Here is an 18,677-nt window from a genome sequence, read left to right as displayed (position 1 = left end):
GACGGGATCATCGGGCGCATGGAGTGGTCGACGGCCGGTCGGGCTCTGCCCGGCCAGGACGTCTCCGGTGACCGCGCGCTCGTGCTCGACACCGGCGCCGGTGTGCTGTTCGCGGTGCTCGACGGGCTCGGTCACGGTGCGCCCGCGGCCGAGGCCGCCGATCGCGCGACGGTCATCCTCACCGAGAACTGTGGCGAACCGCTGGATGTGCTGATGGTGCTCTGTCATCGCGCGATGGTCGAAACTCGCGGCGCCGCAGTGTCGTTGGCGTTGATCGAGCCGGGCGAGACGCTGCAATGGCTCGGTGTGGGCAACGTCGATTCACGACTGCTCACCCTCGGCCCGGCCGGTCCGGAGCTGCGGGCCACGATGCTGCTCACCGGCGGCATCGTCGGATACCGGCTGCCCTCGCACCTGCAGCCGCAGACGCTGCCGATCCGCCCCGGCGATCTGCTGCTGATGGCGACCGACGGGATCGTCGCGGTCGGCCCGGAATCGCTGGACCTGGCCAAACCGGCCACTGCCATCGCGGGCGATCTGCTCGCCCGCGACGCGAAGGACACCGATGACGCGCTGGTGCTCGCGGCGCGTTTCCGTGGGCCGTGCCCGTGAGGCCCCGTGACTGCGGTCTGTTCGCACCGACCCGGCCGATGAGAGGTTGCCGATGAGCGCTGTCCTGGTCGCATTTCTCGACGACTATTCGGCGGCCATGCGCCGCCACGTCGCCGCACCAGGCCAGGCCGGCCTCTCGGAGGGTTACGACCTCGGCAGGCGGGCCCTCGTGGAGGGCATCAGCCTGCTCGATCTCACCGAGCATCACTTCCGGGCGGTCGCCGAGGACGCCGGCACGCGGGCCGATCCGCGCCGCGCCGAAGTGGCACTGGAATTCCTGCTGCAGACCATGGCGGCCCTCGATATCGCCACCCGCGGCTATCTCGACGGCACTCGCCGCTACGAGCAACAGCGTTCCCGCGCGGAGGATCTCGAAGGCCGCGACGCGTTTCGCACCGCGCTCGTCGAGTCGTTGCAGGACGGGTTCTTCGTCGCCGACGACCACGGCACCATCGTCGAGGTGAACTCCGCGTTCGGGGTGCTCACCGGCTACGGCGCCACCGAGGTGCCGTTCTCGCTACCGCACCCCTGGGCACTGAGCGATCGCACCGGCTACCCCCAGATCGGCACGGAGGCAGCGCGATTCGTGATGCCGGTGCGTCATCGCGACGGCCGGGAACGCTGGCTGGCGGTGAGCGCGAGTTCGCTGGTGAAGCAGGAGAACGACGAGCGGATCTTCGTCGGCACCGTGCGCGATGTGACCGCCGAACACGACGCACAGGCCCGCGACCAGGCCGCCTCGCGTCTGGCCACCGCCGTCGGGGCCGCGACGAGCATGGTGGAGGTCCTCGCGGTCGGACTCGACGAGCTGCGCCGGACCATGGGCGCCGAGACCGCACTGGTCGCGATCTGGCCGAGCCGGACCGGGCGCCCCGATGTCTACTCCTGCGGCGTGACGCCGTCGAGCAGCGAAGAAGCGCAGCCCGCTCCCGAAACCATCGCCACCGCATCACAATTCACCGCGACGCCGATGCGGCAGAGTGGCCCGCGCGCGGACGGCCCCGTTGTGCTCGACGACGACACCCAGGCTCTGCTCGATCGCTCGCGCAGGCAATCCGCCCGTGGCCTGTCGGCCATCACCGGTGACGAGGGCGGGGTCGACGCGGTCGTCGCACCGCTCGGCGAGACCGGTGACGCGGCGCTGTGGGTGCGCTTCGGCGCGCCGCGCGCGGTGAGCGCCGCCGACTGGGCCCTGTACTCGCTGCTCGTCGGCCATCTCAGCGTGGCACTGCAGCGCGCCCGCAACTTCGATCAGGCGCGCGCCACCTCGCTCACCCTGCAGCGGGCGATGCTCGGGCCGATCGAACTGCCGCCGCGGTTCTCGGTGCACTACGAACCCGCCCTGCCACCGCTGGAGATCGGCGGCGACTGGTACGACGTGGTGCCGTTGCGTGACGGCACCATCGGCGTCGTCGTGGGCGACTGCGTCGGCCGTGGCCTGTCGGCCGCGGTGGTGATGGGCCAATTGCGTACCGCGGCAAGGGCTCTGCTGCTGCGCGGCGCCGGACCGGCACAGCTGCTCGCCGAACTCGACGCCGTGGCCTCCCGGATCCCGGGCGCCATGTGTACGACGGTGTGCGCGGCGGTGCTCGACCCGGAGCGCGGGATGGTGCGGTACTCGAACGCGGGCCACATGCCGCCGGTCCTCGCGCCCCCCGGTGGGCCGGGCCGGATCCTCGAGGGTGGACGCGCGGTTCCCCTGGCGACCTTCGACACGCCGCGCAGGCCGGAAGCCACGACCGCGCTCCCGCCGGGCGCCACCCTGGTGCTGTTCACCGACGGCCTGGTCGAGCAGCGTGGGTACGACATCGCCGAGGGCTTCGTCAAGATCGCCGAAGTGCTCAGCGAAACCGGCGCCGCACTCCCCCGCGACGTCGCCGACGCGGTGCTGTCGCGGCTGTGCCCGCCCGCGGGCTACGACGACGACGTCGCCATGGTCGTCTACCGCCAGCCGCCGGAGCCGCTGAGCCTCGACTTTCCCGCTGCCGCCACCGAACTGGCCGGGGTGCGCCGTGGTCTCTACCGCTGGTTCGCCACCGCCGCGGTCCCGCACGACCTGGCCGCCGACCTGGTCGCGGCCGCCAACGAGGCCTGCAGCAACAGCGTCGAGCACGCCTACCGGGACACCGAACCGGGCCGCGTGAACCTCACGGCCCGCTGCGACGGTGACCGGGTGGTCCTGGAGATCGCCGACAACGGCAACTGGATCCCCACTCCCACCGACCCCGGCTACCGTGGTCGCGGCGTGGAGATGATGCGGGTACTCACCGAGGATCTCACCTTCGACCACGACGAGACCGGCACCCGGGTGCGCATGTGGGTGACCCTGCCCTCGATCACCTTCCCCACCGCGAACCCGCTGCGGGCCTCGTCGCGGCCGCCGACCGTCAGCTCGCGGCAGAATTCATTCTGACCGGGTCGTCTCATAGGCCTCGACGTCGAAGGTCTTCAGCATCCGATGGAACCGGAAGCTGAAGTCCGGCCACAGCGTGGCATTGTGGCCGTCCTCGTCGACGAACCAGCTGGTGCAGTCGCCCGCGTTCCACACGGTGCCGTCGAACTTCTTCTGCAGGTCCCGGTTGTAACCGGCCTGCGCGTCCGCCTTGACCTCGACCGTGCGCAACCCACCGGCCGACATCGTGGTGATCGCGTCGCTGATGTAGTTGATCTGGGATTCGATGGTGAAGATCGCCGAGGTGTAGCTCAGCGCGGAGTTCGGGCCGATCATCAGGAACATGTTGGGGAAGTTCGCGATGGTCGTACCCTTGTACCCGCTCATCCCCTCGGCACCGAAAACCTCGGACAGCGTGCGGCCGTCCCGCCCGCTGATCAGGTCGTAGGTCGGCGAGTCGGCGATCCGGAAGCCCGTCGCCAGCACGATGGCGTCGACGTCACGCTCGGTGCCGTCGTTCGCGACGATCGACTGCTCGCGGATCTCGGCGATGCCGTCGGCGACGACCTCGACATTGTCTCGGGCCAGCGCGGGGTAGTACACGTTCGAGACCAGCATCCGCTTGCACCCGAGGCGGTAGCCGGGAGTGACGGTGCGGCGCAGCTCCCGGTCCCGGATCACCCACCACATCTTCAATCGCGCACCGCGCGAGAAGAAGTCGGCGAACGGTGGGTACTTGGACTGCCAGAGCACGAAAGACTCACGCACCCAGTACACGCCGATCCGCGCCAGCCGCTGTGCACCCGGAACACGCCGGTAGTAGAGGCGTTCCAGCCACGAGTACTTGCGTCCCATGCGCGGCAACACCCACGGTGCGCTGCGTTGATACAGGTCGAGCTTGGCGACCTCGCCCGCGATGGACGGCACGATCTGGATCGCGGACGCACCGGTGCCGACGACCGCGACCCGCTTGCCCGCGAGCTCGAACTCGTGATCCCAGCGCGCGGAGTGGAACATCGCGCCACGAAACGTGGTGATGCCCTTGATGTCGGGCAGCTTCGGGGCACTCAGCGGGCCTGCCGCCGACACCATGATGTCGGCGGTGTAGGCGCCGTCGCTGGTCTGGATCTCCCAGCGCGCGGCGTCGTTGTCCCAGCGCGCGCCGATGACCTCGCAGTCGAGGACGATCGAGTCGCGCACCCCGTGCCGATCGACCACGTCCTGGACATACCGCTGGATCTGCGGCTGTGTCGAGAACGAATGCGTCCAGTGCGGATTGCGGGCGAACGAGTACGAATACAGCTGTGACGGGACATCGCACCCGGCGCCGGGATAGGTGTTGTCGCGCCACGTACCGCCGATATCGCTCGCCCGCTCGAGGACGACGAAGTCGGTGATCCCCAGCTGGCGCAGTCGAACAGCCACACCCAGCCCGGCGAAGCCGGCACCGATGATCGCGACGCGGGTGTGACGCGTCGACGGTGCGGTCATCGTGTCTTCGTCGTGGTGTCGTAGGCGTCGATGTCGAAGGTGCGCACCATTCGCCGATATTTGAAGCTGAAGTCCGGCCACAGCGCCGAGTTGTTGCCGTGCTTGTCGAGGAACCAGCTGGTGCAGCCGCCGTTGACCCACACGGTGCGGGCCATCTTCGGCTGGAGCTGCTCGTTGTATTCGACCTGCGCGTCCAGGCGGACCTCGAACGATTGCAGGTTGCGCTGCTCCATCGTGGTGATCGCGTCGACGATGTAGTTGATCTGGGATTCGATGATGTAGATCAGCGAGGTGTAGTTCAGCCCGGAGTTGGCACCGAGCATGAAGAAGATGTTCGGGAAATTGGCGACCGTGGTGCCCTTGTACATCTGGTAGCCCTCGGCATCGGCGGCCTCGGACACGGTCCGGCCGTCGCGACCGGTGTACAGGTTGAAGGTCGGTGAATCGGCGACGTGGAAGCCGGTGGCCAGCACGATCGCGTCCACCTCCCGCTCCGTGCCGTCCTCGGACACGATCGAGCCGCTGCGGACCTCGGCGATGCCGTCGGTGACGACGTCGACGTTGTCACGATCGAGCGCACCGTAGAACTTGTTCGACACGAGCATGCGCTTGCAGCCGATCCGGTGCTGGGGCAGCACTTTTCGGCGCAGCTCCGGGTCACGGATCTCGAAGCGCATCTTGAATCGCCCGACCGTCTCGAGCACGATGCCGGTCCACGGATACTTCACCTGCGTGATCACGAACAGCTCGCGCGTGATGTAGATCAGCGCCCGGATGAACCGTTGCAGGCCCGGAACGCGTTTGAAGGCAAAGCGTTCCAGTCCCAGGTACGGCCGCGAGATCTGCGGCATCACCCAGGTGGCGGTGCGCTGGTACACGTCGAGGTGCTCCACCTCGGGCGCGATCGACGGAACGATCTGCACCGCCGAGGAACCGGTACCGATGACGGCGACCTTCTTGCCGGCCAGGGTGGCGTCGTGGTTCCACCGCGCGGAGTGGAAGATCTCGCCCTCGAAGCTCGAGATGCCCTTGATATCGGGCAGATTCGGCTCGGCGAGCACACCCGCCGCCGAGACGATGAAATCGGCGGTGAAGGTGCCCTTGCTGGTCTCGATGTCCCACCGGCCGTCGGCGTCGTTCCAGCGGGCCCCGGTCAGCGCGCAGTCGAAGATGTGCTTGTCGCGAACGCCGTAGCGTTCGGACACGGTGCGCAGGTACTGCTCGATCTCGGGCTGCGGCGAGAACGACCGGGACCAGTCGGGATTGAGCGCGAACGAATACGAGTACAGGTGTGAGGGCACATCGCAGCCCGCACCGGGATAGGTGTTGTCGCGCCAGGTTCCGCCGACATCGGGGCCGCGTTCGATGACCACGAAATCGGACAGGCCACGCTGGCTGAGCCGGATCGCGGTGCCCAGGCCGGAGAGCCCGCTGCCCACGATCATGACCTGGACGTGGCGGGTGTCGTTACTGCTCATGGGGCGACCTCAGCGGGATTCGTAGATGCGTTTGTGACCGGAGACGGCGGCCAGCCGGAACGGGCGCCGCGTTTCCTCGGCCATGGCGTGGTACGCGCCGTCACTGGGCGAAGCGGCCTCGTGCAGCGCCCGGTAGTGCTCATAGCCGAGCAACTCACGCGAGGCGATCGCAGCCAGGTTCGCCTCGGTCCGCAGGTGCGCGCGGTAACCGGGCTGCACGGTGCCACTGAAGAATTCGGCGACACTGCCCGACCCGTAGCTGATCATGGCCAGTGCCCGGTCGGTGAGGTCGTCCGCGTGATCGAGCAGCGAGGCCAGGCCGAGGTACAGCGAGGCGGTGTAGCTGTTGCCGACCGTGCGGTTGTAGGTCGTCGTCGTACCGATGGCGGCCTCGATCGCGTCGGCGTCGGCGGTGTGGCCCTGGCTTTCGAGCAGATGCCGGTGCGCCTTGTAGGCCATCTTGGTGAAGGGCTGGTGGTAGCAGAACGCGGCGAACTCACCGAGCTCGCGGCCACCCTGACGGCGGTAGTCCGACCAGGCCTCCTGGGCGGCCTTCTGGTAGGCGTTGACCGAGGTCTTGCCGTCCACGATGGCCTCGGTCCGGTAGTTCGGACGCCAGAAGTCCATGATGTCGGCGCTGTAGAGGCCCGAAATCGGGTCCAGCGCCAGGATCGCCGGATCCGCGGTGACCAGCATCGCGACAGCGGCGGCGCCCTGGGTCGGCTCACCCGGGGTGTCGAGTTCGTACTTCGCGATGTCGGCGGCGATGACCAGCACACGCTGCGACGGGTCGCGAGCGATCAGCCCCGCGGCGAACTGCAGCCCGGCGGTGCCGCCGTAGCAGGCCTGCTTGAGCTCGACGACACGGGCGGCGTTGGGCAGCCCGATCAGCGAATGCAGGTACAGCGCGGCGGCTTTGGACTGGTCGACACCGGTCTCGGTGGCCAGCAGTACGGTGCGGATGTTGTCGGTGCCGTGCCGTTCCAGGATCGGTTTGGCGGCGGCCGCGGCGATGGTGACGATGTCCTCGTCGGCGGCGGCGACGCTCATCTTCTCCTGGCCGATGCCGAGGTAGAACTTGTCGCGATCCACGCCGAGTCGCTCGGCGAGGACGGCGTGATCGAGAGCGTAGTGGGTGGTGGCGAACGAGAGGTCGTGGATACCGACCGGTGTAGTTGTCATCGTGGGCTTCCGTTGCTCGTGGTGGACCGCTCGAATTGGGTATGGGCACGCATCAATTCACCGCGATTGGTCTGTGCCGCCATCAGCGACAGCTCCCCGCACAACACGGTGGCCGCCCCGATCACCGCGAGGCGTCGGGCGTTCTCGCCGGGCTGCCGATCTTCGCGGCAGCCGAGGCGTTCCAGGTTCTCGTCGACGAAACTCGCGTGCTTGCCGTTGCCGACCGTGCCCACGATCAGGTTGGGCAGGGTGCACGAGAAGTAGAGGTCGCCGTCACGATCCTCGGCATGGGTGATGCCCTGGGATCCTTCGACGATATTGGCGGCGTCCTGGCCGGTCGCCAGGTAGTAGGCGAGCAGCATGTTGGCGTAATGCGCGTTGGCGGAACGGATTCCACCCGCCAGCAGGGTGCCGATCAGGTTCTTGCGGATATTGAGCTGGGTCACCTGCGCCGCGGTGGTGTGCAGCCGCTGCTCGACCACCTCGCGCGGGATGAGCAGTTCGGTGATCACGTTCTTGCCGCGACCGAGAATGCCGTTGACCGCGGTGGCCTTCTTGTCGGTACAGTAGTTGCCCGAGATCGAGCCGTAGCGCACCCCGGGCATGGTCGACAGGATGTGATCCATCAGGTGGTCACTGGCCAGGGTCGCCATGTTGTGGCCCGACGCGTCACCGGTGGTGAACTCGAAGCGCAGGAACAGCAGGTTGCCGGTGATCTGGTGGTGCAGGTCGATGAGCCGGGCGAAACGACTGCTGCCGGCGACCACCTCCTGGAGCTCGGCCATGCGGCCTTCCAACTGCTGGACCGTGGTGTAGGCGGTGTACGCGTCGTCGGCTTCCAGCAGGATCGAGCGCGTCATCCGCTCGTCGATCAGCGTCGCGACGATGCCCTTCTCGGCCAGGGTGCTGATGCGCGCGCCGCGCCCGACCGAGGGCCACAGCGGGGTTTCGTAGGTGGCGAGGGGAACGTCGACGGCGTCGTCGACGACATTTCCGGTAATGCGGACAGGCCCCACCCACTGCAGCGGCACCGCCGCATACGACATGTCATTCATGGGTGACTCCTTCTCGATTTTCGGATTCACGCCACCAGGGGCTCCGGTGGGCAAGTGCTGCGGCGTCGATGCCGCGAAGCAGGCAGAAGTTCGCGACATCGCCGGTGATGAGCAGGTCGGCGCCGACCAGATCGGCGGGGGTGCGGGCGCCGAGGACGGTGAGGATGGTGCGCAGCTGGTCGAGCCAGGTCCCGATCTGGTCGACCAGGGCGGCGGTGTCGTGGCTGACCAGTGTTTCCAGGAACGCCCCCGCGACGCCGGTCGCGTCGGCGCCCAGCGCGAGCGCGCGCGCGATGTCCAGTGGCGAGCGGATGCCACCGGTGGCGGCGATGTCGATGCCGGGGATGCCGGCGCAGTCGAGCAGGCAGTTCGGGGTGGACTGGCCCCAGCTCTCGATGAACCCGAAGTCGCCGCCGACGCGCCGATCGTTCTCGATGCGAGCGAAGTTGGTGCCGCCACGACCGCCCACGTCGGCCACGGACACACCCGCGTCGCGCAACCAGGTGACGGTCTGCCTGCTCAGGCCGAACCCGACTTCCTTGACGAAGACCGGCACCGCGGTATCGGCGACGATGCGTTCGATCTGGCGCGGCCACGCCCCGAACGAGCGGTCGCCCTCGGGCATGACCACTTCCTGCACGGCGTTGAGATGGATCTGCAACGCATCGGCTTCGAGCAGATCGATGGCGCTGCGCACCTGGTCGACGGTCGCGTTCGCGTTGACATTGGCCATCACGAATCCGTGCGGATTCTCCTGGCGCAGCACGCGATAGGTGCCCGCGACCGACGGATCACGGAAGTAGGCACTCATCGAGCCCGACGCGATGGGGATGCCGGTCTCGCGCGCGGCGATGGCGAGCTGGCGGTTGATCTCGCCGGTCTTGGTGCTGCCGCCGGTCATCGCGTTCACGAACAGCGGTGTGTTCCACTGCTTTCCCGCGACTTCGACGGCCAGGGAGACGTCCTCGGCATCGATGCCGGCGAGGGCGTGGTGGACAAAGGTGACCGAGTCGAAGTCACTGACTCCGGTGGCCTGGCGGTGGTGGTTCACCGCGTGGCGAACGTGGTCGTCCTTGCGATCGGCGATCATCGTGGGTCCCCTTCGACAAGGTGGGTTCGCAGGGGCAGCGGACGGATTCCGGCGGTGATCCAGCGCCCGGTGAGCTCGGCGATCGCCGCGGGCCGGGTGCGTTCGATGAGCGCGATACCGCAGTCACCACCACCGGCACCCGAGGGCTTCGCCGCCGCACCCACCGCGGCGCCCGCGTCGCACAGTGCGTGCAGACGCGGTGTCATGATGCCGAGGCCCGACGTCGCGTCGAGATCGACGAGCAGTGTTCGCGCGCTGTCGATTTCGACTCGCACGGCGCGGGAGTCGTCGGCCTCGATGGCGGCGACCAGCCGTTCGACACACTCGTTGCTGTGCGCCCGGAAGGTGCTGCGGTCGCCGTCGAGGCCGGCGACCAGCGCCGGTGTGGAGGCGGGGTTCCCGGTCCAGCCGACCTGCAGGGTGAGCTCGGTCGGGGTGGGCAGCGGGCGCACCGACAGGCCCGGCCACGGCGAACGCAGGGTCGCGTCGACGCCGTCACGGGCGAGCGAGGCCGCCACCTGCGCGCGGTCCGGGGATCGATAGGCGAGCCAGCCACCCCAGGTACTCACGGCGACATCGCCGCCCGAGGCGCGCGGATTGACCGCGATCGTGGCGAGCATGGCCAGCCGGTACCGATCCATGGGATCGAGCCCGAGCGCGAAGTGCTGTCCGAGGGCGTCGACGGTGGTCACCGTGACGGCCGCGCTGGACCCCAAGCCGAACTTGCGACCATCGTCGTCGCCGAGGTCGGCGGTGACGCTCAGCCGGAAGTCGGAGACGGGGACGGCCCGTTCCAGGAGCAGCTGATGAACGACCGAAACGGCCGCGAAGACGTACGAAAATGCCGCTGGTACAACAGCATCAGAGATGGGCGCCAATTCGTCACCGTGACGCGCACACGACAGCGTGACGCCGCCGTCCAGATCCGAGTGCAGGGTGATGCCCTCGCCGGGATCCGCCGCCGTGACCGTGGCGGTCGCGTAGCGGTCGACCGCCGTGAGCACCGCGAGGTGTCCCGGCTCGACCACGGCGTATTCACCGGCGATGAAGAGCTTGCCCGGTGCGCGACAACTGGTCATCGATCGCCACCCGCCGCCGGTGCACCGGCCGTCGTCAGCGACGCGCCGGGACCGATGTGCGCGGTCCGGGTGGTGACGAAATCGCCGAGACCGTCCAGGGTGGCATCGACCAGTGGCGCGTCCGCACGCGAGCACAACACTTTGACGTTCGGACCCGCGTCGATCGTGGCGTACGCCATGATCCCGTCGGCGCGCAGCGCGAGGACCGCGTCGAGGATAGCGAGCGAATGCGGTGACAGGTACCGGATTCCGGGGCGTGCGGTGAGCATGGTGGCGTGCATGCCGAGGGCGTTTCGCTCGGCGATCTCCCCGATCGCGGGAAGGTCTTGCCGCGCGATGGCTTTGCGCATCTCCGCCAGATCGAGCACCGAGGATTCGGCCCACGGCCGATAGAACGGCGAGGTGGCGGTGGTCTCGCGCATGGCGACACGGCTCGAGACTGCCTTCGCGCCCTGGTTCACCACGGCGACCACCAGAGCCGGGTCCAGTTCGTCGCCGCCGATCGGCTCCGCGAACGAACTCAGGTCCCCTGCTTCGCCGTCGCCTTCACCGGCGTGCCAGACGACGAAGCCGCCGAAGATGGAGCGCGAGGCGGAGCCGGAGCCGCGCCGGGCCAGTCGCGAGAGGGCGCGACCGTCGAGGTCGAGCTCATAGGCGGCCGCCGCGGCGGTGGCCAGGGCCGCGAAGCCACTCGCCGAGGAGGCCAGACCGGCGCCGGTGGGCCCGGCGTTGGACGTCACCACCATCGCACGGTCGGTCCGACCGGCCTTGGCGCGCACCAGATCCAGGAACGTCTCGATGCGGGTACGCGCGGCACCGGTGGCCGCGACGCCGTTGAACTCGACGACATCGGCCGGTCCCTCGATCACCCGCACCGACGTGGTGGTCGGGAAGATGTCGAGGGTCATCGACAGGCTGCCCGTGACGGGCAGGAACAGGTCCTCGTCCCGCTTGCCCCAGTACTTCACCAGGGCGATGTTCGGGTACGCGACCGACTCGGCGGACGGCCCGGTCACGGCGCCGCGCTCGGCGACCGCGGGTGATGCGGGAGTGAAAGTCATGGATTGACACCGTGTTCCGAGGTCGAGACGGATAGGGACTCCGCACCTGAACGCAGGCTGCGGGTGGGGACCGTCCAGGTCTGTACCGCGCCGGCGCGGCGCAACGCGGCGCTGACCGTGCGCGCGTCACCGGTCTCGGTGAGCGCGAGGACGCAGCCGCCCAGACCGGCGCCGGTGAGCTTGGCGCCGTACGCGCCCGCCTCCAGCGCCGCCGCGACCAGTGTGTCGATATGCGGGGTGCTCACGCCGAGTCCGGCGAGCAGGTCCTGGAAGTCGAGCATCGCCCGGCCCAGCGACGCGGCGTCCCCGGACGAGAGATCTGCCGCGGCACCGCTGATCAGCTCGCCCGCCCTGGTCAGCATCCGGTGCGCGGACCGCGGATCGCGGTCGAGTGTGCGGCGCACCCCGGCGACCGCGTGCTGGGTGGACCCGGGCACCCCGGTATCGGCGATCACCAGCGCGGCGTCGAGACCGATGTCGAGTGCGGTGGCGGTGCCCTCGTGGAACAGGATCGGGCCGTCGGCCAGCACCGCGCTCGCGTCGATGCCACTGGCTCTGCCGTGCGCGACCTGTTCGCCGCACTGGACGAGTTCGTAGAGCGTGGCGGCCTCGACGGTCCGGCCGTGCAGGTCGGCGACCGCACGCACGGCCGCGCCGGCGCAGGCCGCACTCGATCCGAGCCCACGAGCGAGCGGAATGTCGCACTCCATCACCACATCGGCGATATGACCGGTCAGGCCCCAGCGCCGCAACGCCTCCTCGACCGCTACGCGCGGCCCGGACAACGTGTTCTCCACGGCATTCGGGTTGCCGGCGACGAACCCGAAGTGTCCTTCGGGAACCTCGACGACGCCGCCGGGGGTGCCGGGACGCGCGATCGCCCGCACCGACAGGGTCGGCAGCGGAAACGCGATGGCGGGCGTCCCGTGCACCACGGTGTGCTCACCCAGCAGGATCGCCTTGGCGTGGGCTCGGCCCACGCCACGGACCGGGCCGGTCGCTGTGGAGCTGTGTTCAGTACGTTCTCGAACGGGACTGTTCACGACGATTCCTCTCCAGACTCGGCCCGGCCGTGCCGGTTACCGAGACGATCGGCCGAAAATGGCGCGCACGGACGGGAAGAACGCGGGCACCTGCGCGGCGTACGCGCGATAGGACGCACCGAAACGAGCGATGAGATCGCGCTCCTCCAGGTAGGTTCCGAGCAGGATGTACCCGGTCAGCCCGAGCGCCCACACCAGGTGTCCGACGGTGAACTCACTGGCGAACCAGAACGACACCAGCAGACCGGTCATCAGTGGATGACGAACCAGCTTGTAGACGCCGTTCACCTGCAGACGGTCGACCGTCGCGTCCGGTACCTGGATCACGTACTGGCGGTAGGCCTGACTGATGCCGAGCAGGTGGAAGTGGTTCAGCAGCAGGGTAGCCGCGTAGACCAGCACGAAGCCGATCCAGAACCCGGTGTCGAGCACCACTGCGAGCGCGCCGTCGGCCGACCACAACACGTGCGGCACCGGCTGCCACGCCAGCATGATCACCCACATCACCAGGCACACGCCGATGATGTAGACGGTGCGCTCGAGCGCCTCGGGCACCCAGCGGGTGATGAACGCCTTGAAGGAGGGCCGGGCCATTCCCGAGTGCTGCAGCGCGAACAGCGCGAGCAGCACCAGGTCGATGGCGATCGCGGGGACCGCGGACAGGTGCGGTCCCTTGTCCACCGTCTTGGGCAGCCACCAACCGCCGGCGAACAGCAGCATCAGCGGCACCGTGATGCCGGCGAAACCGTAGACGGCGAAGGAGAACAGGAACGGGACGAGCCGCGAGGGACTCGTCACCACGCCCCGAACCTGTTGCGGTGACATCAGATCCATGCGAACCACGGCAGGTAGCGTGAGCGAACGGTGCCCGCTTCCAGACGCGACTCCAGGCGCGCCTTCCACTTGTTGCCGTAGCCCTCGTTGAGGAAGCCGCCGGGCACGACCAGACGCCAACCCGACTGCGCCACCATCCAATACGGCACGATGACGCCGGGGTTCACGTCACGCATGTAGTCGAGCTTGTCGGGGATCTGGCTCCAGTGGATGCCGGGGTAGCGGTGGTGCACGCTGTGGTAGCCCTGGTTGAAGATCAGGAAGTTGAGGATGTTGCCCGCGTTGTTCAGCGAGGTGCTCGGCTCATCGGTGAATCCGCGTGCGGGAGCGTGGCTCAGCCAGGCGAAGTAGCCGGCGTTGACCTGGGTGATCAGGAACGGGACCCAGTAGAACAGCACGAACTTCTCGAAGCCCGCGACGTACCAGACGGAGCCGATCACGACGGCGTACACCGCGAGATCGAAGATGAACTGGTGGCGCGTCTTGCGACGGCGCGGCGCCGGGTTCGCGGCGAACACCGTACGCACCGTGTGGATCTTGACGACCATGCCGTAGCGCACCCAGTACCAGAGGGCGCCGATGCCCTTGTCCAGGCCGGTGGTCGCGGTGACATCGCCCGGGCCGTCGTTGAACCGGTGATGGTTGAGGACGTGCACCTCGCGCATCTCGGCCGCGGTCAGGTTGCCGGGCAGGCAGCACAGGATGTCGACCACCCGGTTGGGGAACTTGGACACGAACAGCGGGCGATGGGTGTGCATGTGCATCACGCCGATGGTCAGCGAGAGGTTCAGCAGCGAGAGCACGATGATCAGCGGTACCGCGATGTACCAGGTGGAGGTGCCGGGAATGAACAGCGCGGCTGCGGTCATGCCGATCCACAACGCGATGTGGAGCAGCGGGCCGACGTTGGACGCGTGCTCGAGTTTGAACACACGCCGGCTGAACGGCGGTTTCTCTGTGGGCGCGACGGGCGTTCCGGTGCTCATGGGAGAGCTCCTTCGCTAGTAGTGACGATCATCGAGGAGGTGTTCCTCGACTACTGGTGGCTGCTGTTGTCGAGAGCGGCGAGCTGCAGCCGTGTGGCCAGCGCCCGGATCGCGTCGGGTTCGTGGCTCGGCACCCGCTCCATGGCACCGAAAGCCAGGTGATCGGCGATCATCATGGTGCGGATCGCCGAGTCGGAGAGTTCGCCGGTCAGGCGGCCTTCGGGCAGGGTTTGCACCAGAGCGAAGGTGGTGTCCACGATCAGCGGCATCAACGAGGTTTCCGTCGACGCGAGGTCGCCCGCACCGAGCACCTGCGAGGCCGACGCCGAGCCGGTGGTGAAATCCGGTGAGGCGTCGAGCATTTGATGGATCGCGGCGTCGCCGCTGCGGCGCACACGCTCGAGCATCGTGGTCCAGTAGGCCGGCGAGGCGGCGGCCAGCGTGGCCGCGGCGACCGGGCGCCGGAAGGGCGCGGGCGCCCCGACGGCGCCACACAGGAACGCCGAAGTCGTGATCGTCATGTACGCCATCGCCGCCCGCGCGCCCAGGCTCGGTGTGCCGGGACCGAGCTTGGCCAGCAGTGCGAAGCCGCCGAGGGCGGGGGTGAGCTGGCGCAGCATCACCATCCGGGTGAGTTCCTCACGGTCGGCGGCGCCGTAGATCGCGAGTTCGTTGTCGCGCAGGTCGTTGGCCGACTGGGCGATCACGGCCACACAACCGGTCAGCTCCCGCAGATCCGCTTCGGGCAGTACATCTTCGGCGACCAGGGCGCAGGCGTAGTGGGTGATCCGGCCGAGCACACCTTCGCTGTAGGCGACGCGGGTCAGCGGTGCGTCGATGTTGCGCGCCATCACCCGGCCGACATCGGTGAGCACCAGCCCGACCCGCTGGCGACCCTGCTCGGACAACGCCGCGAGCAGCGCCCTGATGTCGGCGATGCGCTCGGCGAGTACCCGGTCGACGGCTTCGCTGTCGCGGATCTTGCCCTCGAGCGCGGGCAGCGGCGCCGGGAGGGTGTCACTGGTGCCGTTGAGGTAATCCACCGCCGCCAGCACGGCATCGCTGGCTACCGTGCGGTCGCTGAGATCTTCGAAAGCGTCGAGCACGCGACAGGCGAGCAGCGCGGCGGTGGCCTCGGCGCGCAAGGTCGCAGGCAGCAGGCCGACGGCGATGCCCAGGTTGCGGCCCGCGGGAATCAGCGCCAGCGCGGCCAGTTCCTGTGGAGACCGCGCGGTGCGCAGTGCGTCCAGATCCGGTGCGCGGCGAAGATTACGCAGTCCGCGGATCAGGAGGGGAAGTCGTGCCGTGCTCATCGGGAGATCACCTGCTCGAGAAGTTCGCGCAGGTCGTCACGCGCGAGGGAAGGGGGGAAGACGTCGAGAGCGCGGGTGGCCTTCTCGGTGGCGTCCATCGCGACCAGGCGGGCGGCTTTGGTCGCGCCGCTCTCCACCAGGTCTTCTTGCAGGGTCGCGCTGGAAATCTCCGCGTCCAGCCACATTTCGCGGGCGCCGGGGCGCGAGCCGAGCCATTCGATGACCGGCCAGGTGGGCACCCGGCGTTCGAGGTCGCCGCCGGCGTCCTTGCCCAGGCCAGGTCCGCCCTCGATATCGCGGACGTCGTCCATGATCTGGAAGGCGAGCGCGAGCTGGTCGGCGTACTCCATCAGGGCGTAGAGCCGGTCGAGATCGACCCCACCCGCGGTGCCGCCGTAGGCGCACGACAGCCGGAACAGGGTGCCGGTCTTGGCCCCCGCCACGAGTTCGTAGTGGCGGCGCAGCGCGACCTCGTCGATCGAGGGCGGCAGGGTCTCGATGAGCTGACCGTAGGACAGGTCGGAGAGCCGGTCGGCGTAGGTGATGCCGGGCGCCTCACCGACCCGCGCGAAGACCTCGGGGTTGTCGGTCAGCACCCGGGCGACGACCTGCATCGATGCGCCGGCCAGGTGAAATCCGGCGCGGGCACTGGTGCGCACGCCGAACGCGGCGGGCACCGACGGTGCGTCGCGGCGCAGCAGCGATCCGTCACAGATGTCGTCGTGGACCAGCGAGGATTCGTGCAGCATCTCCATCGCGCAGGCCAGGTCGATGGCATCGCCCAGCGGGGCGGCGGTGTCGGCGGCGTCGGGGAGCAACCCGGCAGAGGCCAGGACGAGCCGGGCCCGCACACGCTTGCCGGGAGCGGCCAGGATGTGGGTGTAGATCGCGTCGAAATCCTCACCGGTGATGAGCAGTTCCCGCAGTCGTGCGGTGACCAGCGCCAGTTGCTCGGTCGGTCCGGCCGGTCTGGGCATGACCACCACTTGGTCGCCCGAGTGCTGGTCACCCGAGTGCTGTGCTGCGGGTAGCGCGGGATTATCCATAGCGCTGAGCTCCTTTGGTGTGGTCACGATGCGGAGAGGTTCACCGGCGACTGCCGGACACGGGTTTATGGAGTTTCCGGCGGGGCAGTCGTAGGGAGTCACCTCTCGCAGCCGACGGGGTCGAGCGTCCCGTTCGCTGGCTACCGACGGGTAGTTTTCTGGAGGAAGCTCGAGATGTCAAGCATTCCAACATGTTCCAAGTTTGAAACCTGCAATTGTGCTGTACCACAATGGTTTACGGAGATTTCAGGCGGGTGAGACAGCAGCGACGGCCGACTGCTGACACTAGGCGTGCGGCGTAATCGCCTGCACTACAATGGCTTCCGCGTCATCGCGAGAATCCTGGGGCGAACTCACGCGTCGCGGAGCCGCCCGAGATAGACACCTCGGGAGTCGTCCAGCGATGCGTGGGGTCGACCGCGATGCGGTCGAGTCGGAGCTCGCAACGTCAATGTTGTTGGCACACACATGATTCGGGACCGGAGTGACACGAACTGTCCGTTCGTCAACAACTCCGGTGACAGTGACAGCTCTGTCCAAACCATACAATCCGATTCGCGTTACCGCGAGCCGAGGCGCGCTCGAGAACCGACCCGAAGGCCCGCGACGATCCGTTGTCACGCCCAACGTAACGATGAAACCTTGTGCAGCACCGTCGGTTTCACCGGAAACGCGGCGGGCAGCGAAGCGGCCGAGTGAAAAGACGCGACCGGGTTCGGTCAGCGGGCGGCGGTGCTGCCGAGACGGCCGAGAACCCGGAGGTCCGGTGTCGGATGGTCGACGAGCGGGGCGGTGGACCGGACAGGGGGACGCATGATCGTGCAGCGACGGGCCAGAACGGTGCCGCAGGCATGGACGGTGGTGGTGATCAAGTCTTCGGCCAGCGGGAGGTCGTCGTCGCGATAGGCGTAGACCGAGAAGCGCACCGTGTGCTGCTCGTTGCGCGGGTCCGCCTGCTGAACCGCTTCGGCGGGGCAGCTCGACAGGAGCATGATCGCGGCGGCCAGGTCCGCGCAGGGATCTCCACCGACCAGCGAGCCGGAGGCGAAGGCGGCGAAAAGCGTGCGCAGGCAAGGCTGTTCGGGTCGCTGCTGGGAGTCCTGGATCTGCGACCAGCGGCGCAAGGCCGGGTGGTCGGCGATGTCGGGCCTGCCCTGCCACCGCCGGCGCGCGCAGTCGAGCAGCCGGGCGGAAGTCGAGTCCCACACGTGGGGCGCTTCGATTCGGGCGACGATCCGCAGCAGGCGGCATTCGTCGGCAGCGGTGGTCACGGGCGGTTCGATGAGCGGCGCCGCCGCCTGTCGGTGCGTCTGCATTGTCGACCTCCTACCGCACGAGAGAAGAACCGAGCGGGCGCTGCGCGGCAGCGGCGGAACCACGCCGCCACGCCAGGCGGAACGCCCACGCCGAGGCCAGCACCGACATGACGACGACGGTCGCGATCACCCCGAAGACCACCCCACCGGACCACCCGACGCCGTCGTATCGTGCGATCAACGCCGACGCGAGAATCGGGCCCGCCGTGATGAACACGGGAATCAGCAAGATCAACCCGAGGGTCACCAGACTCGACGGTGTCATCACTGTTTTCGCTGCGGAGAAATCACGTCGAGAGATCATGGTGTGCGGCCCCGACGGCTGCGTGACTGTAGCCATTTCCGCCCTCTCCGTTACCTGAATGGAACCCAGCGAAACTATCGAGTCCCAAACGTACAGCCCCGATCCGGCCAACCGCGTACTTCGTCACGAAACAGTGATAACTCGAAACTGAACCAAATCCGAACAGGAGACATATTCCCAGCTCAGGCGGCATTTATTCATTAGCTGTCAATTTGCTGTTCCGGTTTATTGTTCAGATCGGATAACAATCTCGGAGGGCGAGCATGCACGCGCCACCCTCCTCGGTAAGCAAGTCTTCACACCCGTTCGGAAAGGAAACAGTTCGACAATCCGCCTGATCGGAATCTCACCGAGCAATTGCCAAGCGGCGACAGATGTTTCGAGTCGGGACCATT

The 18,677-nt window shown here is 67.9% G+C and carries 16 protein-coding genes; 2 read left to right on the top strand and 14 right to left on the bottom strand.

From position 1 onward, the window contains the following. The first annotated feature begins 18 nt into the window (after window positions 1–18). Window positions 19–612: a SpoIIE family protein phosphatase gene (locus tag ACFTS5_RS04540; protein ID WP_170112222.1), complete on the top strand. Its 594-nt coding sequence runs from the start codon at window positions 19–21 to the stop codon at window positions 610–612. Between the two features lie 52 nt (window positions 613–664). Beyond that, window positions 665–3,025 carry a SpoIIE family protein phosphatase gene (locus tag ACFTS5_RS04535; RefSeq protein WP_378627356.1) on the top strand — a complete coding sequence of 787 codons (2,361 nt, stop codon included), beginning with the start codon at window positions 665–667 and terminating at the stop codon, window positions 3,023–3,025. Here ACFTS5_RS04535 and ACFTS5_RS04530 read toward each other — a convergent pair. The 14 genes from ACFTS5_RS04530 to ACFTS5_RS04465 all read right to left on the bottom strand — a co-directional run bounded on the left by ACFTS5_RS04530 (window position 3,017) and on the right by ACFTS5_RS04465 (window position 18,318). Further along, on the bottom strand, window positions 3,017–4,495 hold the full coding sequence (locus tag ACFTS5_RS04530) for a flavin-containing monooxygenase (RefSeq protein ID WP_378627354.1): 1,479 nt from the start codon (window positions 4,493–4,495) through the stop codon (window positions 3,017–3,019). The two genes, ACFTS5_RS04535 and ACFTS5_RS04530, sit on opposite strands and share 9 nt — an antisense overlap. Then, window positions 4,492–5,973: a flavin-containing monooxygenase gene (locus ACFTS5_RS04525; protein ID WP_378627352.1), complete on the bottom strand. Its 1,482-nt coding sequence runs from the start codon at window positions 5,971–5,973 to the stop codon at window positions 4,492–4,494. Before ACFTS5_RS04525 ends, ACFTS5_RS04530 begins: the two co-directional genes overlap by 4 nt. Before the next feature lie 9 nt (window positions 5,974–5,982). Beyond that, window positions 5,983–7,155: a hydroxymethylglutaryl-CoA synthase gene (locus tag ACFTS5_RS04520; protein WP_378627350.1), complete on the bottom strand. Its 1,173-nt coding sequence runs from the start codon at window positions 7,153–7,155 to the stop codon at window positions 5,983–5,985. Then, the gene (locus ACFTS5_RS04515; protein WP_358065645.1) at window positions 7,152–8,210 is read right to left on the bottom strand and encodes a hydroxymethylglutaryl-CoA reductase; all 1,059 of its coding nucleotides are present in this window, start codon (window positions 8,208–8,210) and stop codon (window positions 7,152–7,154) included. The genes ACFTS5_RS04520 and ACFTS5_RS04515 overlap by 4 nt, the downstream gene beginning before the upstream one ends. Then, entirely contained in the window at window positions 8,203–9,300 is a 1,098-nt protein-coding gene (fni, locus tag ACFTS5_RS04510; protein ID WP_378627347.1) for a type 2 isopentenyl-diphosphate Delta-isomerase, read from the bottom strand. The genes ACFTS5_RS04515 and fni overlap by 8 nt, the downstream gene beginning before the upstream one ends. Further along, complete coding sequence (locus tag ACFTS5_RS04505) at window positions 9,297–10,379, bottom strand: phosphomevalonate kinase (protein WP_378627345.1); 1,083 nt, start codon at window positions 10,377–10,379, stop codon at window positions 9,297–9,299. The genes fni and ACFTS5_RS04505 overlap by 4 nt, the downstream gene beginning before the upstream one ends. Further along, on the bottom strand, window positions 10,376–11,440 hold the full coding sequence (mvaD, locus tag ACFTS5_RS04500) for a diphosphomevalonate decarboxylase (RefSeq protein ID WP_378627344.1): 1,065 nt from the start codon (window positions 11,438–11,440) through the stop codon (window positions 10,376–10,378). The genes ACFTS5_RS04505 and mvaD overlap by 4 nt, the downstream gene beginning before the upstream one ends. Then, window positions 11,437–12,483, bottom strand: a complete 1,047-nt coding sequence (mvk, locus tag ACFTS5_RS04495; protein ID WP_378627343.1) for a mevalonate kinase — start codon at window positions 12,481–12,483, stop codon at window positions 11,437–11,439. Before mvk ends, mvaD begins: the two co-directional genes overlap by 4 nt. Before the next feature lie 36 nt (window positions 12,484–12,519). Beyond that, a complete protein-coding gene (locus ACFTS5_RS04490) occupies window positions 12,520–13,317 on the bottom strand; it encodes a methyltransferase family protein (protein WP_378627342.1) in 798 nt (265 codons plus the stop codon). Beyond that, window positions 13,308–14,303 carry a fatty acid desaturase gene (locus ACFTS5_RS04485; RefSeq protein ID WP_378627340.1) on the bottom strand — a complete coding sequence of 332 codons (996 nt, stop codon included), beginning with the start codon at window positions 14,301–14,303 and terminating at the stop codon, window positions 13,308–13,310. The genes ACFTS5_RS04490 and ACFTS5_RS04485 overlap by 10 nt, the downstream gene beginning before the upstream one ends. Window positions 14,304–14,353: 50 nt before the next feature. Next, window positions 14,354–15,616, bottom strand: coding sequence for a hypothetical protein (locus tag ACFTS5_RS04480; protein ID WP_378627338.1), 1,263 nt, complete (start codon window positions 15,614–15,616; stop codon window positions 14,354–14,356). Beyond that, window positions 15,613–16,662, bottom strand: coding sequence for a polyprenyl synthetase family protein (locus tag ACFTS5_RS04475; RefSeq protein WP_378627337.1), 1,050 nt, complete (start codon window positions 16,660–16,662; stop codon window positions 15,613–15,615). The genes ACFTS5_RS04480 and ACFTS5_RS04475 overlap by 4 nt, the downstream gene beginning before the upstream one ends. 719 nt (window positions 16,663–17,381) lie before the next feature. Next, on the bottom strand, window positions 17,382–17,978 hold the full coding sequence (locus ACFTS5_RS04470) for a hypothetical protein (RefSeq protein WP_378627335.1): 597 nt from the start codon (window positions 17,976–17,978) through the stop codon (window positions 17,382–17,384). A gap of 10 nt (window positions 17,979–17,988) precedes the next feature. Then, the gene (locus tag ACFTS5_RS04465; RefSeq protein ID WP_378627333.1) at window positions 17,989–18,318 is read right to left on the bottom strand and encodes a hypothetical protein; all 330 of its coding nucleotides are present in this window, start codon (window positions 18,316–18,318) and stop codon (window positions 17,989–17,991) included. Between the last annotated feature and the right edge of the window lie 359 nt (window positions 18,319–18,677).

Origin of the sequence: Nocardia sp. NPDC056952 (assembly GCF_042674185.1) — a bacterium.
Taxonomy (GTDB): domain Bacteria; phylum Actinomycetota; class Actinomycetes; order Mycobacteriales; family Mycobacteriaceae; genus Nocardia.
Note: the sequence above shows the minus strand (reverse complement) of the source record. Positions and strands in the feature narration are given on the sequence as shown.

Coding starts and splice junctions, on each gene's coding strand:
- ACFTS5_RS04540 (WP_170112222.1), top strand. CDS start 19: ATGGAGTGGTCGACGGCCGGTCGGGCTCTGCCCGGCCAGGACGTCTCC.
- ACFTS5_RS04535 (WP_378627356.1), top strand. CDS start 665: ATGAGCGCTGTCCTGGTCGCATTTCTCGACGACTATTCGGCGGCCATG.
- ACFTS5_RS04530 (WP_378627354.1), bottom strand. CDS start 4,495: ATGACCGCACCGTCGACGCGTCACACCCGCGTCGCGATCATCGGTGCC.
- ACFTS5_RS04525 (WP_378627352.1), bottom strand. CDS start 5,973: ATGAGCAGTAACGACACCCGCCACGTCCAGGTCATGATCGTGGGCAGC.
- ACFTS5_RS04520 (WP_378627350.1), bottom strand. CDS start 7,155: ATGACAACTACACCGGTCGGTATCCACGACCTCTCGTTCGCCACCACC.
- ACFTS5_RS04515 (WP_358065645.1), bottom strand. CDS start 8,210: ATGAATGACATGTCGTATGCGGCGGTGCCGCTGCAGTGGGTGGGGCCT.
- fni (WP_378627347.1), bottom strand. CDS start 9,300: ATGATCGCCGATCGCAAGGACGACCACGTTCGCCACGCGGTGAACCAC.
- ACFTS5_RS04505 (WP_378627345.1), bottom strand. CDS start 10,379: ATGACCAGTTGTCGCGCACCGGGCAAGCTCTTCATCGCCGGTGAATAC.
- mvaD (WP_378627344.1), bottom strand. CDS start 11,440: ATGACTTTCACTCCCGCATCACCCGCGGTCGCCGAGCGCGGCGCCGTG.
- ACFTS5_RS04490 (WP_378627342.1), bottom strand. CDS start 13,317: ATGGATCTGATGTCACCGCAACAGGTTCGGGGCGTGGTGACGAGTCCC.
- ACFTS5_RS04485 (WP_378627340.1), bottom strand. CDS start 14,303: ATGAGCACCGGAACGCCCGTCGCGCCCACAGAGAAACCGCCGTTCAGC.
- ACFTS5_RS04480 (WP_378627338.1), bottom strand. CDS start 15,616: ATGAGCACGGCACGACTTCCCCTCCTGATCCGCGGACTGCGTAATCTT.
- ACFTS5_RS04475 (WP_378627337.1), bottom strand. CDS start 16,662: ATGGATAATCCCGCGCTACCCGCAGCACAGCACTCGGGTGACCAGCAC.
- ACFTS5_RS04470 (WP_378627335.1), bottom strand. CDS start 17,978: ATGCAGACGCACCGACAGGCGGCGGCGCCGCTCATCGAACCGCCCGTG.
- ACFTS5_RS04465 (WP_378627333.1), bottom strand. CDS start 18,318: ATGGCTACAGTCACGCAGCCGTCGGGGCCGCACACCATGATCTCTCGA.